Source organism: Pseudomonas sp. SWRI154, assembly GCF_014268645.1.
Taxonomy (GTDB): Bacteria; Pseudomonadota; Gammaproteobacteria; order Pseudomonadales; family Pseudomonadaceae; genus Aquipseudomonas; species Aquipseudomonas marvdashtae.
Genome location: NZ_JABWQW010000042.1, coordinates 1 through 13,480, shown reverse-complemented (window position 1 = coordinate 13,480; position 13,480 = coordinate 1). Strand labels below are relative to the sequence as shown.

14 protein-coding genes are annotated in these 13,480 nt (G+C 59.3%); 4 read left to right on the top strand and 10 right to left on the bottom strand.

Annotation, left to right across the window (positions count from 1 at the left end; genetic code table 11):
* Window positions 1–48: 48 nt before the first annotated feature.
* Window positions 49–537 carry a Bkd operon transcriptional regulator BkdR gene (gene bkdR / locus HU806_RS25115; RefSeq protein WP_003202929.1) on the top strand — a complete coding sequence of 163 codons (489 nt, stop codon included), beginning with the start codon at window positions 49–51 and terminating at the stop codon, window positions 535–537.
* Between the two features lie 6 nt (window positions 538–543).
* Here bkdR and HU806_RS25110 read toward each other — a convergent pair whose 3' ends face one another.
* Window positions 544–1,407: an MBL fold metallo-hydrolase gene (locus tag HU806_RS25110; RefSeq protein WP_186615447.1), complete on the bottom strand. Its 864-nt coding sequence runs from the start codon at window positions 1,405–1,407 to the stop codon at window positions 544–546.
* A gap of 138 nt (window positions 1,408–1,545) precedes the next feature.
* On the opposite strand from HU806_RS25110, the gene HU806_RS25105 reads away from it, so the two are divergent.
* Both HU806_RS25105 and HU806_RS25100 read left to right on the top strand, forming a co-directional pair.
* Entirely contained in the window at window positions 1,546–2,346 is an 801-nt protein-coding gene (locus HU806_RS25105; RefSeq protein ID WP_186615445.1) for a sulfite exporter TauE/SafE family protein, read from the top strand.
* 230 nt (window positions 2,347–2,576) lie between these two features.
* On the top strand, window positions 2,577–3,860 hold the full coding sequence (locus HU806_RS25100; protein WP_186615443.1) for a delta-60 repeat-containing protein: 1,284 nt from the start codon (window positions 2,577–2,579) through the stop codon (window positions 3,858–3,860).
* Between the two features lie 13 nt (window positions 3,861–3,873).
* On the opposite strand, the gene HU806_RS25095 is transcribed toward HU806_RS25100, so the two are convergent.
* Window positions 3,874–4,743, bottom strand: coding sequence for an aldose 1-epimerase (locus tag HU806_RS25095; RefSeq protein WP_186615441.1), 870 nt, complete (start codon window positions 4,741–4,743; stop codon window positions 3,874–3,876).
* A gap of 202 nt (window positions 4,744–4,945) precedes the next feature.
* Complete coding sequence (locus HU806_RS25090) at window positions 4,946–5,875, bottom strand: TRAP transporter large permease (protein ID WP_273018708.1); 930 nt, start codon at window positions 5,873–5,875, stop codon at window positions 4,946–4,948.
* A 202-nt stretch (window positions 5,876–6,077) separates the two neighbouring features.
* On the opposite strand from HU806_RS25090, the gene HU806_RS25085 reads away from it, so the two are divergent.
* On the top strand, window positions 6,078–7,328 hold the full coding sequence (locus tag HU806_RS25085) for a delta-60 repeat-containing protein (protein ID WP_186615439.1): 1,251 nt from the start codon (window positions 6,078–6,080) through the stop codon (window positions 7,326–7,328).
* A 13-nt stretch (window positions 7,329–7,341) separates the two neighbouring features.
* On the opposite strand, the gene HU806_RS25080 is transcribed toward HU806_RS25085, so the two are convergent.
* The 7 genes from HU806_RS25080 to HU806_RS25050 all read right to left on the bottom strand — a co-directional run.
* The gene (locus HU806_RS25080; RefSeq protein ID WP_186615437.1) at window positions 7,342–8,211 is read right to left on the bottom strand and encodes an aldose 1-epimerase; all 870 of its coding nucleotides are present in this window, start codon (window positions 8,209–8,211) and stop codon (window positions 7,342–7,344) included.
* Between the two features lie 178 nt (window positions 8,212–8,389).
* Window positions 8,390–9,670, bottom strand: a complete 1,281-nt coding sequence (locus tag HU806_RS25075; protein ID WP_186615435.1) for a TRAP transporter large permease — start codon at window positions 9,668–9,670, stop codon at window positions 8,390–8,392.
* Window positions 9,670–10,197 carry a TRAP transporter small permease gene (locus tag HU806_RS25070; RefSeq protein ID WP_186615434.1) on the bottom strand — a complete coding sequence of 176 codons (528 nt, stop codon included), beginning with the start codon at window positions 10,195–10,197 and terminating at the stop codon, window positions 9,670–9,672. Before HU806_RS25070 ends, HU806_RS25075 begins: the two co-directional genes overlap by 1 nt.
* A 74-nt stretch (window positions 10,198–10,271) precedes the next feature.
* On the bottom strand, window positions 10,272–11,243 hold the full coding sequence (locus HU806_RS25065; RefSeq protein WP_186615432.1) for a TRAP transporter substrate-binding protein: 972 nt from the start codon (window positions 11,241–11,243) through the stop codon (window positions 10,272–10,274).
* Between the two features lie 56 nt (window positions 11,244–11,299).
* Window positions 11,300–12,205 carry an SMP-30/gluconolactonase/LRE family protein gene (locus tag HU806_RS25060; RefSeq protein WP_186615430.1) on the bottom strand — a complete coding sequence of 302 codons (906 nt, stop codon included), beginning with the start codon at window positions 12,203–12,205 and terminating at the stop codon, window positions 11,300–11,302.
* Between the two features lie 43 nt (window positions 12,206–12,248).
* The gene (locus tag HU806_RS25055) at window positions 12,249–13,070 is read right to left on the bottom strand and encodes an NAD-dependent epimerase/dehydratase family protein (RefSeq protein ID WP_186615428.1); all 822 of its coding nucleotides are present in this window, start codon (window positions 13,068–13,070) and stop codon (window positions 12,249–12,251) included.
* A 181-nt stretch (window positions 13,071–13,251) separates the two neighbouring features.
* The coding region (locus HU806_RS25050; protein WP_186615427.1) for an OprD family outer membrane porin at window positions 13,252–13,480 on the bottom strand (229 nt) is incomplete at its 5' end.

Genomic DNA, 13,480 nt, shown 5'->3' with positions numbered 1-13,480 from the left:
TGCAGATAAAAAATCTGCACAACGATAAGAAACGGGAAATTTTGTCTCATGCGCAAATTGGATCGTACCGACATTGGCATCTTGAACAGCCTTCAGGAAAACGCCCGCATCACCAATGCGGATCTCGCCCGTTCGGTCAATCTTTCGCCAACGCCGTGCTTCAACCGGGTCCGGGCCATGGAAGAGCTGGGCGTGATTCGCGAGCAGGTCACGCTGCTGGACGCCGACCTGCTGGGGTTGCACGTCAACGTGTTCATCCATGTCAGCCTGGAGAAGCAGGTGGAGGAGGCGCTGCAGCATTTCGAGGAGGCGATTTCCGACCGGCCCGAGGTGATGGAGTGCTATTTGATGGCGGGCGATCCGGACTACCTGATCCGCGTATTGGTGCCGACCATCCAGTCGCTGGAGCGCTTCATGATGGATTTTTTGACCAAGGTGCCGGGTGTGGCGAATATCCGCTCAAGCTTCGCGCTCAAGCAGGTGCGCTACAAGACCGCGTTGCCGTTGCCGGCGAATGGGTTGACGTTGGGTACGTGAAAGCTGCTAAAGCTGGTTGATCGGAATCTTCAGATAGGTCACGCCATTGCCCTCGGCCGGCGGCATGTGGCCGGCCCGCACATTTACCTGAATCGCTGGCAACAGCAGAGTCGGCATGCCCAGCGTCTTGTCGCGCTGGGTACGCATGGCCACGAATGCGGCTTCGTCGATGCCGTCGCGAACATGGATGTTGTGCTGACGCTGTTCGCCGACGGTGCTCATGCATTGGGGCTCGCGATCTTCCGGCGGATAGTCGTGGCACACGTACAGGCGCACGCTGGCGGGAAAGGCCAGCAACTTTTGAATCGAGGCGTAGAGCTGATGGGCATTGCCACCGGGAAAGTCGCAACGCGCGGTGCCGACGTCGGGCATGAACAGCGTGTCACCCACCATGATCACGTCGCCATCGATCAGGTAGGCCATGTCCGCCGGGGTGTGGCCAGGCATGTGCAGCGCGGTGGCCTTGAGGTTGCCGATGAAAAAAGATTCGTCGGCCGCGAACAGGTGATCGAACTGTGAACCATCCACCGCAAATTGCGGTTCGAGGTTGAACAGCGCCTTGAAGACACGCTGAACCTGGTGGATCGATTCGCCGATGGCGATCTTGCCCCCCAGTTTTCCTCGCAAGTAAGGGGCGGCGGACAAGTGATCGGCGTGGGCGTGGGTTTCCAGCAGCCATTGCACCGTCAGTTGATGTTCTGCCACGAAAGCGATCACCCGATCAGCCTGTTCGGTGCCGCTGCGGCCCGAAGCCGGGTCATAGTCGAGCACCGGGTCGACTACGGCGCATTGCCCGCCGTTGTGTTCATAGACCACGTAGGTATAGGTCTTGGAAGAGGGGTCGAGAAAGCTCTGGATCTGCGCGGGCATGACAGCGAACCTGTGCGGGAAGAAGCGGTTGCTACGCTTAAGGTTTACAACATAAGGTCCGCAGCTTAAGTGAGGGCCACCGCGTCCTGCAAATGCGATCACGCCTGACAACAGGCGTGCGCGGCTTGAGAGACTTTTATGTTATTGGCAAGTTTTTTCGGTGTGGTCATGGGACTGGTCCTGGGCCTGACGGGGGCGGGCGGCGGTATTCTGGCTGTGCCGGCCTTGGTGTTGGGCCTGGGTTGGAGCATGACCCAGGCCGCGCCAGTGGCGTTGTTCGCGGTGGGCAGCGCGGCGGCGGTGGGGGCCATTGATGGGTTGCGCCATGGCCTGGTGCGCTACCGGGCGGCGCTATTGATTGCGCTCTTGGGCGCGGTGTTTTCGCCGGTGGGTATTTACTTCGCCCACCAGCTTTCGGAAAGAATCCTGATGGTCCTGTTCAGCCTGCTGATGGTGTTGGTGGCGGCGCGCATGTTGCGCCGGGAAACGGCACAAGCGGGGCCCAGCGATCATGGCGCGGCCAGTTGGGGCCAGAAGAATTGCCTGCTTGATCAGCAGACTGGTCGCCTGGCCTGGACCGCCCGCTGCACCGCCACGCTGTCGGCATTGGGCGCGGTGACCGGCATGGTCTCGGGACTGCTGGGCGTGGGCGGCGGTTTCCTGATCGTCCCGGCGTTCAAGCAACTGACCGACGTGCAGATGCGCGGGATCGTCGCCACGTCCTTGATGGTCATCAGTCTGATTTCACTGATTGGCGTGGTGGGGGCGTTTCATGCCGGCGTGAGCATCGACCGGGTCGGGGCGGCGTTCATTGCGGCGAGCATTGTCGGAATGGTGCTCGGGCGACGGTTTTCGGCGAAGGTTCCGGCGCGGGCGTTGCAGGTGGGGTTTGCCGGAGTCTGTTTGGCGGTGGCGGTGTTCATGCTGGTTCGGGCGTAGCCACTTTCGCCAGGCGCGATGTTCTGCCAGCCCACCATTCGTCCAATATCTGCTCAAAACTGTCAACTCTGACAGTAGTCAGCGAGCACGACCCACGTCATAAATGACTCCGTCGTCTCTTCTGCAACCGGAATGCTTGCAATGGACGAACAGAAGCATCGGTGACTGTCGAGCTGCTGTTTGAACGGCTCCGAGGTCAATCAGCATAGCGTGCGATGGAGAGGCCCAGAATGAAAAATAAACCAATGACCGCCACACCTACACGGGCTGGCGAGTTCGACCCGGAATTCAACGGAGGTCAAATTCTGTTCCTTCCGGGGACGGATGCCGTCGATGTTGCAATAGATTCAGAGGATAGGATCTACATCGTGGGTGGAACAGCGCTGTGGGTAAATGGCGAATACATTATCTCGGCGCTCAATCCTGATGGAACGAACCGCGCAGACTTCAATGGCGGCGAGCCAGTCAGAAACTCGTTCATGCCGGGCGCGTGGTGCCTGGGGACGCAGGTAGCTGTCTTACCGGATGGAAAGATACTGATCCTGGGACCCGTCGAGTTGAGCAATGCGAAGTTTGGATTCGCGCTGGCACGTTACCTTCCCAACGGAGCGCTGGATCTCTCGTATGGTGTCAACGGCCATGCGGTACCGGTCTTCGACTTCGGCGATGCGGTCATTGCAAGGAATGATCCCGTTGTTGGCGGTAACGAGGCGAAATATCTCTATACGGGAACGTACTGCCTGTTCCTTTACGGAGGGCGGACATACATCTCCGGATTCGCGCTGAGAGCGCGCAAGGGCGTTACGCTGCTCATGTGCTTGGACGAGGACGGCAACCTCGTTCAGACGTTTGGAAACGGAGGTGGTGCGGTCATCGAACATCCAGAGCACCATTTGAATGCGCGAAGTATGCTGGTGGTAAACGACGCTATCTACTTGGCGGGATACGTGCAGGCCAGGCAAGGCAATTACAGCGCATGGGCCCGCGTGCGACTGGATGGCCGTCTCGACACCCGTTTCGGTAAGGGCGGGTTTATCTTTGAGATAGGCGCCGGTCATGGTGGTGGGGTAAACTTCAAGGCTATCGCATTAAAAGGCGACCAGAAAATCCTGGGTGTCGGCACGGCCTTGGACATTAGAATGACCTATCAAGGAATGCTGGAAAGTATCGATCAGGACGGCGGCAATGATGTGGGTTTCAATGATGGCGCCCCCGTCGTGACTAGCATAGGTCCGGAGTCCGACTGGTTCGATTGTGCGGTTCAACCGGACGGGCGCATCGTGACCTGTGGCTATACCGGCGCTGATCGCGAGAACATGTTGGTCGCGCGCTATCTGCCCGATGGGCGCCTGGATACCAGCTTCGGTGATAACGAGGGCTGGATTCAATTCAGGATGAAGGATGAGGTATACCAGCCTGCATTGGCATTACATTCCAATGGCGACATCGTCGTTACCGGTCGATATTTCGACGACCGGAGCTCGATACCCTTCGCATTCAGGTTGAAGGGTTGAGTCGCTCTGGTTTTTATAGCAGCCGACACTGCATCGAAAACCCCAGCGCCACCGATTGCCCTTGCTCCAGCAAGCGCAATCCCGGCTGCCCGGGCAAGTGGTGGGCATTGACCGGGTGGCTGACCGGTTCGATGCAGAAGAAATCCAGGCCGACGGGGCAGTACAGCAGGAAGTATTTGCTGCCGCTGGCGCGGCATTCCAGTTCATACCCCAGGTCCGGTTGCTGGATCAGGCAATCGCCGTCCCAACCGCCAAAACCATTGTCCACGAGGGTATCGGGCAGCGCACGAAGCTGCTGGAAATCCCATTCGGCGGGAACGGCGCCTAGTTCGGTCGGCAACTTTGTGGCATCGCATTTCCAGACTTCGCTCGCTCGGGTCTGCAGGCGTGTGTGGGCGGTGCGCGGAAAATACGGATGCAAGCCCAGCCCATGCCAGGCGGGCTGTTTCGCCGTGTGGGTGACGTGCGTTGCGATTTGCAGCTGGCCGCCGCTGAGGCGAATCCGCAGGGAGGCGCAATAGGCGAACGGGTGTTGGCTGTCGAGCTGCAGCAATACTTCCTGGGCGCTGTGCTCGGTCACTTGCCACGGTTGTTGCCAGGCACTGCCATGGATCGGAAACGGATCGTTGGGGCTGTTGGCTTCCAGGGCGAGCCAGCCGCCTGGGCAATCGAAACCGCCTTGGGCAATCCTGTTCGACCAGGGGATCAACGGAAAGCAACCGAGTTTGCCCGGTAGGCCATTCTCCAGCGCTTGCGGGGCGGGAGGACGCAGCAGCGGAGTGCCGGTGCTGCGCAATGTCCATTCAACGAGACTGGCGCCCAGGTGCGGGGCCAGGGTCAGGCGGGTGAGTTCGTCTTCGAGGTACAGGAGGGGCTGGGTCATGATGGTGGCGTCTGTTGGGAGGGCAAAGCTGGAGGGGAATCTGCCCAAGTGTGGCGAGGGGATTTATCCCCGCTGGGCTGCGCAGCAGCCCCAAAACCAGCCATCTCGATTTGCCTGATACACCGAGATCGGAACCTTTAGGGCTGCGGCGCAGCCCAGCGGGGATAAATCCCCTCGCCACAAGGGGACCTATTGTTTTCTGTTACAACACCAGATTCGGCAACCACAGGGAAATGGCAGGGATGTAGGTCACGAGCATCAGCACCACGAACAGCATGGCGTAGAACGGCAGCAGCGCCTTGACCGTGCTTTCGATGCTGACCTTGCCAATGGCGGAACCGACGAACAACACCGCGCCCACCGGTGGCGTGATCAGCCCGATGCCCAGGTTCACCAGCATGATCATGCCGAACTGCACCGGGTCCACGCCGATGCCGACGATGACTGGCATCAGGATCGGCGTCAGGATCAGGATCAGCGGCGCCATGTCCATCACGGTGCCCAGCAGCAGCAACATCACGTTGATGCACATCAGGATCACGTAGCGGTTGTCCGACAGTGTCAGGAACGCGGTGGTGATCTTCGCCGGGATTTCCATCAGCGTCATGATGTAGCCGAAGCTGGCGGCGAAGCCGATCAGGATCATCACGATGGAGATGGTGCGTACCGTACGGTGCATCAGTTTCGGCAACTCGCTCCACTTGTAGTCGCGATAGATGCACATGGTCACGAAGAACGCCCACACCACGGCAATGGCGGCCGATTCGGTGGCGGTGAACACACCGGAGAGGATGCCGCCAAGGATGATGAACAGGGTCATCATGCCCCACATGGCTTCCCGGCAGATCTTCAACGCTTGCTTGAGCGGGATCACTTCGCCCTTGGGGTAATTGCGTTTTTTCGCGAAGACCAGGCACAGCGCCATCAGGCAGAGGTTCATCATGATGCCGGGGACGATACCGGCCATGAACAGCGAACCGATGGAGACGGTGCCGCCCAAGCCTACGATTCCAGAGGCGGCTAACGAGGGAGAGGGGCCGGAACTGGACGTGACGGCATTAACCGACCCCGTCCCCTTGCGACTCGATAGCTGGCCGAATGCTTTCCGTTCCCTGTTCTGCCAGCCCACCATTCGTCCGATATCTGCTCAGAACTGTCAACTCTGACAGTAGTCAGCGAGCACGACCCACGTAATAAATCGCTCCGTCGTCCCTCTGCGAACGGAATGCTTGCAATGGACGAACAGAAGCATCGGTGACTGTCGAGCTGCTGTTGAATGGCTCCGAGGTCAATCAGCATAGCGTGGAATGCAGAGGTTCAAAATGAAAAAGCCAATGACCGCCACACCTACACGGGCTGGCGAGTTCGATCCGGAATTCAACAGAGGTCAAATTCTGCTTCTTCCGGGGATACAGACCTTCGATGTTGCGATAGATTCAGAGGACAGGGCTTACATCGTGGGTGAAACGGCGCCATCTGAATACATCATCTCGGCGCTCAAACATGATGGAACGAACCGTCAGGACTTCAATGGCGGCGAGCCAGTCAGAAACTCTTTCATGCCGGGCGCGGCGAGCGGGGGGATGAACATAGCTGTCTTACCGGATGGAAAGATATTAATTCTGGGAGTCGTCGAGCTTAGCTTTCGGAAGTTCGGATTCGCGCTGGCACGTTACCTTCCCAACGGAACGCTGGATCTCTCGTATGGCGTCAACGGCCATTCGGTGCCGCTCTTCGATTTCGGCGACGTCCTTCTCGCAAAGAGCGACCCCAATGTTGGCGGTAACGAGCCAACTTATCTCTATTCGGGGACGTCTTCTCTGTTTCTTTACGGAGGGCGGACATACATCTCCGGATTCGCGCTGAGAGCGGACAAGGGCGTTACGCTGCTCATGTGCTTGGACAAGGACGGCAACCTCGTTCAGACGTTTGGAAACGGAGGTGGTGCGGTCATCGAACATCCAGAGCACCATTTGAATGCGCGAAGTATGCTGGTGGTAAACGACGCTATCTACTTGGCGGGTTTCGTGCAGACGAGGCAAGGCGATAGCAGCGCATGGGCCCGCGTGCAATTGGATGGCCGTCTCGACACCCGTTTCGGTAAGGGCGGTTTTATCTTCGAGATAGACGCCTCCTCTGTCACTTGGGAACGCTTCAGGGCCGTCGCATTAAAGGGCGATCAGAAACTCCTGGGTGTCGGCGAGTTCAGAGGCAGGGATACCTTTCATGGGATGATGATAAGTATCGATCTGGACGGCGGCAGGGATGTGGGGTTCAATGGTGGCGAACCTGTGATTGCCATGGGGAATTCCGGCTGGTCCGATTGTGCGGTTCAACCGGACGGGCGCATCGTGACCTGTGGTTTTACGGGCGTTGAAGCCGACAACATGCTGGTCGCACGCTATCTGCCCGATGGACGCCTGGATACCAGCTTCGGTGATGACGAGGGCTGGATTCAATTCAAGTTGAAGGGTTGGGTATACCACTCTGCATTGGCATTACATTCCAATGGCGACATCCTCGTTACCGGCATTTATTCCGACGACGTTCGCTCGATACCCTTCGCATTCAGGTTGAAGGGTTGAGTCGCTATGGTCTTTATAGCAACCGACACTGCATCGAAAACCCCAGCGCCACCGACTGCCCTTGTTCCAGCAAACGCAACCCCGGCCGTCCCGGCAGATGGTGGGCATTGACCGGGTGGCTGACGGGTTCGATGCAGAAGAAATCCAGGCCCACGGGGCAGTACAGCAGGAAGTATTTGCTGCCGCTGGCGCGGCATTCCAACTCGTATCCCAGGTCTGGTTGCTGGACCAGGCAATGCCCGTCCCAGCCACCGAAGCCGTTGTCGACAAGGGTGTCCGGCAGTAACCGGAGCTGCTGGAAGTCCCAAACGGTGGGAACGTCCATCAGTTCCGTCGGTAGTTTCGACGCGTCGCACAGCCAGACTTCGCTGGCTCGGGTTTGCAGGCGCGTGCCGGCGGTGCGCGGAAAATACGGATGCAAGCCCAGCCCATGCCAGGCGGGCTGTTTCGCCGTGTGGGTGACGTGCGTTGCGATTTGCAGCTGGCCGCCGCTGAGGCGAATCCGCAGGGAGGCGCAATAGGCGAACGGGTGTTGGCTGTCGAGCTGCAGCAATACTTCCTGGGCGCTGTGCTCGGTCACTTGCCACGGTTGTTGCCAGGCACTGCCATGGATCGGAAACGGATCGTTGGGGCTGTTGGCTTCCAGGGCGAGCCAGCCGCCTGGGCAATCGAAACCGCCTTGGGCAATCCTGTTCGACCAGGGGATCAACGGAAAGCAACCGAGTTTGCCCGGTAGGCCATTCTCCAGCGCTTGCGGGGCGGGAGGACGCAGCAGCGGAGTGCCGGTGCTGCGCAATGTCCATTCAACGAGACTGGCGCCCAGGTGCGGGGCCAGGGTGAGGCGGGTGAGTTCGTCTTCGAGGTACAGGAGGGGCTGCGTCATGGGAGTCGCTTCTGTTCGGAGGGAGCCAGATGGAAGGGAGGCAGATAGCTTTTGTGGCGAGGGAGCTTGCTCCCGCTGGACTGCGTAGCAGGCCCATCCGGTCTGGACTCGGGCGTCTGCTTCGCAGCCGAGCGGGAGCAAGCTCCCTCGCCACAAGGGGGCTTGCTCGCTTACAGGGTTACAACACCAGATTCGGCAACCACAGGGAAATGGCAGGAATGTAGGTCACGAGCATCAGCACCACGAACAGCATGGCGTAGAACGGCAGCAGCGCCTTGACCGTGCTTTCGATGCTGACCTTGCCAATGGCGGAACCGACGAACAACACCGCGCCCACCGGTGGCGTGATCAGCCCGATGCCCAGGTTCACCAGCATGATCATGCCGAACTGCACCGGGTCCACGCCGATGCCGACGATGACTGGCATCAGGATCGGCGTCAGGATCAGGATCAGCGGCGCCATGTCCATCACGGTGCCCAGCAGCAGCAACATCACGTTGATGCACATCAGGATCACGTAGCGGTTGTCCGACAGTGTCAGGAACGCGGTGGTGATCTTCGCCGGGATTTCCATCAGCGTCATGATGTAGCCGAAGCTGGCGGCGAAGCCGATCAGGATCATCACGATGGAGATGGTGCGTACCGTACGGTGCATCAGTTTCGGCAACTCGCTCCACTTGTAGTCGCGATAGATGCACATGGTCACGAAGAACGCCCACACCACGGCAATGGCGGCCGATTCGGTGGCGGTGAACACACCGGAGAGGATGCCGCCAAGGATGATGAACAGGGTCATCATGCCCCACATGGCTTCCCGGCAGATCTTCAACGCTTGCTTGAGCGGGATCACTTCGCCCTTGGGGTAATTGCGCTTTTTAGCGAAGACCAGGCACAGCGCCATCAGGCAGAGGTTCATCATGATGCCGGGCACGATACCGGCCATGAACAGCGAACCAATGGAGACGGTGCCGCCAGCGGCGAGCGAGTACAGCACCGCGTTATGGCTGGGCGGTGTCAGCAGCGCTTGTACCGAACCACTGACGGTGACAGCGGTGGCGTACTCACGCGGATAGCCCTGGCGTGTCATTTCCGGGATCAGCACCGAGCCGACCGAGGCCGTATCAGCCACCGAGGAGCCGGAGATCGCGCCAAAGAAGCTCGAGGCCACGAGGTTGACCAAAGACAGGCCACCGCGCACGAAGCCTACCAACACACTGGCGAATGCCACCAATCGGCGGGACATGCCGCCCTCGGCCATGATCGCGCCGGCCAGGACGAAGAACGGAATGGCCAGCAGCGAGAATTTATTCACCCCGCCCGCCACCTGGATCATCATGGCCTGGAACGGAATATCGATCCACCACGCCCCGATCAGGGCGGCGGCGCCCAAGGCGTAGGCGACCGGCATGCCGATCAGGATCAACAGCAAAAAACTGCCCAGCAGAATCAGAGCGTCCATTAAGCGGCACCTTCGTTTTCTTCAACCAGGTCGAACTGCACGACCCGACGCTGGCTTTGATCACCCAGCAAGAGTTTTTCCAGGACAAAAATCAAGGTCAGGAAGCCACCAACCGGGATCGGCATATAGGTGATGCCGACGCGCAGGGTAGGGATGGCGCTCATGAACTGATTCCAGGTGGTCATGCACAGCTTGGTGCCCCAGACGGTCATGAAAATACACACCGCCGCCATCAGGAGCTGGGTGAAAATCGACGCCGCGTTTCGCCATTCAGATGGCATGCGGCTGGTGACCATATCCACGGCCATGTGCGAGCCGGAACGGTAGCTGGAAGCGGCACCGATGAAGGAAAACACCATCATCAGCAGGATGGCGGTGGGCTCCGGCCAACTGGAGCCTGAGCCCAGCACGTAGCGGGCAAATACGCCCCAGGGAATCATCAGGGAAACTGCCAGGACAGACAGGCCGGCTACCCAGATGCAAGTCATGTAAATCGTGTCGTTGATACGCAGCAGCAAATTCTTCATCGGGTTCCACCGTAACCGGGCGCGCCTTCACCTGCGGCGCGCCCAGCCTTTTCATGAGTACAGATCGAGAGGTCTTATTTAACGGCTTCGATACGCTTGATCAGGTCGGCATACGGCGCACCGTATTTGGCCCGGACCGGCGCGGTGGCGTCATAGAAGGGTTTTTTGTCGACGGTGATGAACTCGACGCCAGCGGCCTTGAGTTTTTCTTCACTGGCGGCGGATTTCTTGTCCCACAGAACGCGCTCTTCAGCCTGGGCCGCCTTGGCGGCTTTTTTCACCATGTCCTGCTGTTCTGGCGTGAGCTTGTTCCAGGTGATTTTCGACATCACGATCGGCTCAGGCAGGATCAGGTGACCGGTCAAGCTGTAGTACTTGGCGTTCTGGTAGTGGTTGTGTTCGAGCAGGGTCGGCGGGTTGTTTTCCGCGCCGTCGATGACGCCGGTCTGCAAGGCGCTGAAGATTTCGCCGGTGTCCATGGCGATGCCGTTGGCACCCATGGCGTTCATCATCTCGATGAACATAGGGTTGCCTTGGACGCGGATTTTCATGCCTTTCAGATCTTCAAGCTTGCGCACCGGTTTCTTGGTGTAGAGGTTGCGCGTACCGCCGTCCATCCAGGCCAGGGCCACCAGGCCGAACTCGGAGTTGGTGATCCGGTCAAGGATCGCATCGCCCACGTCGCCATCGATGACGGCGCGCATGTGGGCCTGGTCGCGGAAAATGAACGGCATGTTGAAGACGTTCACGTCCGGCACCACAGGGCCGACGATACCCAGGCTGACGCGGGACATCTGGATCGCGCCGGCTTGCATTTGCTCGATGACTTCTTTTTCGGAACCCAGTACGCCACCCGGGAAGAACTTGAACTTCAGTTCGCCCTTGCTCTCGGCTTCCAGGGCTTTACCCATGGACTCCTCGGCGACTACGGTCGGGTAGCCCTTGGGGTGAATGTCGGCGATTTTCAGAGTGAGTTCAGCGTGTGCCGCCTGGGCCAGGAAGGCCAAGGGCAGGGCCGCGATCAAAAGCGTGCGTTTGAAATTCATAGTCAATCTCCAGTGTTGTTGTTTTTATATCTATCGATGTGAAGCGGCAAAGCAGATCAGTTCGCGGAGTGTTTCCGTCCTCCGAAAGCAGGTTCGGCCAGGCCCTTGACGCCGGGCTTGAGGGCGAACACGCCACCGGCCAAGGATTGCGGATCGTTGTCGTCACCTGGGCGGATCGAGGTGACGAAAAGGCTGTCCAGGCCACTGCCGCCAAAGGCGCACATGGTCGGTTTTTTCACCGGCACTTCCAGCGAGCGGTCGAGGCGTCCATCCGGGGTGAAGCGGTGGATCAGGCCTGCATCGTTGGCGCAGATCCAATAGCAACCGTCCGCATCCACCGCCGCGCCGTCCGGGCGACCGGCCAGGGGCATCATGTCGACGAACAGCCGCCGGTTGGACGGCGTACCGCTGTCGATGTCGTAGTCGAAGGCCCAGATCTGCTGGATCAACGGGTGCGAATCGGAGAGGTACATGGTGCGTCCGTCCGGGCTGAAACCCAGGCCGTTGGGCACGATGAAACCGCTCAGTTGCGTCTCGACCGGGCTGCATTGCCCGGCGTCATAACGGTACATCCGGCCTTCGTCGGCGTTGGCGCCCATGTTCAGCACCATGCTGCCGGCCCAGAAGCGGCCCTGACGGTCGCAGCGGCCGTCGTTGAGGCGCATGTCAGTGCGGCTGTGTTCGACGCTCGCGCACAGCTCGCTGTCGAGGCTGCCATCGTCATTCGGGTGCAGGCGGAAGAAACCGCTTTCCATGCCCGCGACCCAGCCACCGTCCTGGTGACGGGCAATGCAGGCGAGCATTTCCGGTGCTTCCCAGCCCTGGATTTTTCCAGTGCTGGCGTTCCAGCGTTGCAGGCCGCCGTTGGGGATGTTCACCCAATAGAGCGCATTTTCCTCGGGGACCCACACCGGGCTTTCCCCGACGGCGTTGCGTGCATCGACAATCAATTCGGCTTGCATGGCGATTCCTTGGTTCGTTCGTATCCCATGAACAACAGGCGAATCAGTCGTCGAACGGGCCGGTCGCTACAAAAGCGCCGCCCTGGTAGACCATGGCCGGGTCATCGGCGGCCGGCATCGGCTGCGCTTCGACTTTGGCGCGGAAGATTTCCGAAGTGTCCTTGGGCTGGTAGCCCAGGTGCGCGGCGTGGCTGTTGTCCCACCAGACGTCGCGGTTGGCGGACACGCCGTAGACCACGGTATGGCCGACTTTGGGGGTATAGAGCGAGCATTCGATCAGTTGGGTGAGGTCGTCGAAACTCAGCCAGGTGCTCATCATCCGGCGGTTCTGTGGTTCCGGGAACGACGAGCCGATGCGGATGCTCACGGTCTCGATGCCGTAGCGATCGAAGTAGAAATTGGCGATGTCTTCACCGTAGGACTTGGACAGGCCGTAGTAGCCATCCGGACGACGAAGGCAATGGGCGTCAAGCGTCTGGTCCTGTTTGTAGAAACCGATGACGTGGTTGGAGCTGGCGAAGATCACGCGTTTGACACCGTGCTTGCGCGCCGCTTCATAAATATGGAAAACGCCGCTGATATTGGCGCCGAGGATCTCTTCGAACGGACGCTCTACCGAAACACCACCGAAATGCAGGATGGCATCAACGCCCTCCACCAGTTGGTGCACGGCCTGTTTATCCGACAGGTCGCAGGGCACCACTTCCTCACTTTCATCAATGGCCGGGGCCATGTTGGCGATGTCCGACAGGCGAATCTGGCGGGCGTAAGGCTTGAGGCGTTCGCGCAAGACTTTGCCAAGGCCGCCGGCAGCGCCGGTCAACAGCAGGCGATTGAAGGGTTGGCGAATCTGTGTCGTGGTCATGGCATTACCTGAGCAAACAATGAGAGGTACAGTTGTTATAAGTTGTCGTACGACCGAGATGGAATATCCTTATCCTTCCGCTACCTTGTCAACGTTTGATCGACGAACCGCTCTAGGTCGGCATCCTTGCCGGGGCTTGCCATGGCGCTGGCAGGCGCACATGGCAAGGGGTTCCTCAGTGTTACAGGAGCGAAAGCGGATAGCTGATGAAGATACGGTTCTCGTCGAATTCGTTGGTGCTGAAGTCGCGACGAATCGATGCGTTACGCCATTTCACGTTGAGGCTCTTGAGCGCGCCGCTCTGCACGGTGTAGGCCAGTTCACTTTCACGGCCCCATTCCTTGCCATCGTCGACCGTGGCGGTGTGCACGTTGTCGCCGCTGATGTAGCGGTTCATCAGGGTCAGGCCC

Bases quoted from the DNA above. Each gene is read 5' to 3' on its own strand.
- bkdR (WP_003202929.1), top strand. From the start codon at position 49: ATGCGCAAATTGGATCGTACCGACATTGGCATCTTGAACAGCCTTCAG.
- HU806_RS25110 (WP_186615447.1), bottom strand. From the start codon at position 1,407: ATGCCCGCGCAGATCCAGAGCTTTCTCGACCCCTCTTCCAAGACCTAT.
- HU806_RS25105 (WP_186615445.1), top strand. From the start codon at position 1,546: ATGTTATTGGCAAGTTTTTTCGGTGTGGTCATGGGACTGGTCCTGGGC.
- HU806_RS25100 (WP_186615443.1), top strand. From the start codon at position 2,577: ATGAAAAATAAACCAATGACCGCCACACCTACACGGGCTGGCGAGTTC.
- HU806_RS25095 (WP_186615441.1), bottom strand. From the start codon at position 4,743: ATGACCCAGCCCCTCCTGTACCTCGAAGACGAACTCACCCGCCTGACC.
- HU806_RS25090 (WP_273018708.1), bottom strand. From the start codon at position 5,875: ATGGTGGGCTGGCAGAACAGGGAACGGAAAGCATTCGGCCAGCTATCG.
- HU806_RS25085 (WP_186615439.1), top strand. From the start codon at position 6,078: ATGACCGCCACACCTACACGGGCTGGCGAGTTCGATCCGGAATTCAAC.
- HU806_RS25080 (WP_186615437.1), bottom strand. From the start codon at position 8,211: ATGACGCAGCCCCTCCTGTACCTCGAAGACGAACTCACCCGCCTCACC.
- HU806_RS25075 (WP_186615435.1), bottom strand. From the start codon at position 9,670: ATGGACGCTCTGATTCTGCTGGGCAGTTTTTTGCTGTTGATCCTGATC.
- HU806_RS25070 (WP_186615434.1), bottom strand. From the start codon at position 10,197: ATGAAGAATTTGCTGCTGCGTATCAACGACACGATTTACATGACTTGC.
- HU806_RS25065 (WP_186615432.1), bottom strand. From the start codon at position 11,243: ATGAATTTCAAACGCACGCTTTTGATCGCGGCCCTGCCCTTGGCCTTC.
- HU806_RS25060 (WP_186615430.1), bottom strand. From the start codon at position 12,205: ATGCAAGCCGAATTGATTGTCGATGCACGCAACGCCGTCGGGGAAAGC.
- HU806_RS25055 (WP_186615428.1), bottom strand. From the start codon at position 13,070: ATGACCACGACACAGATTCGCCAACCCTTCAATCGCCTGCTGTTGACC.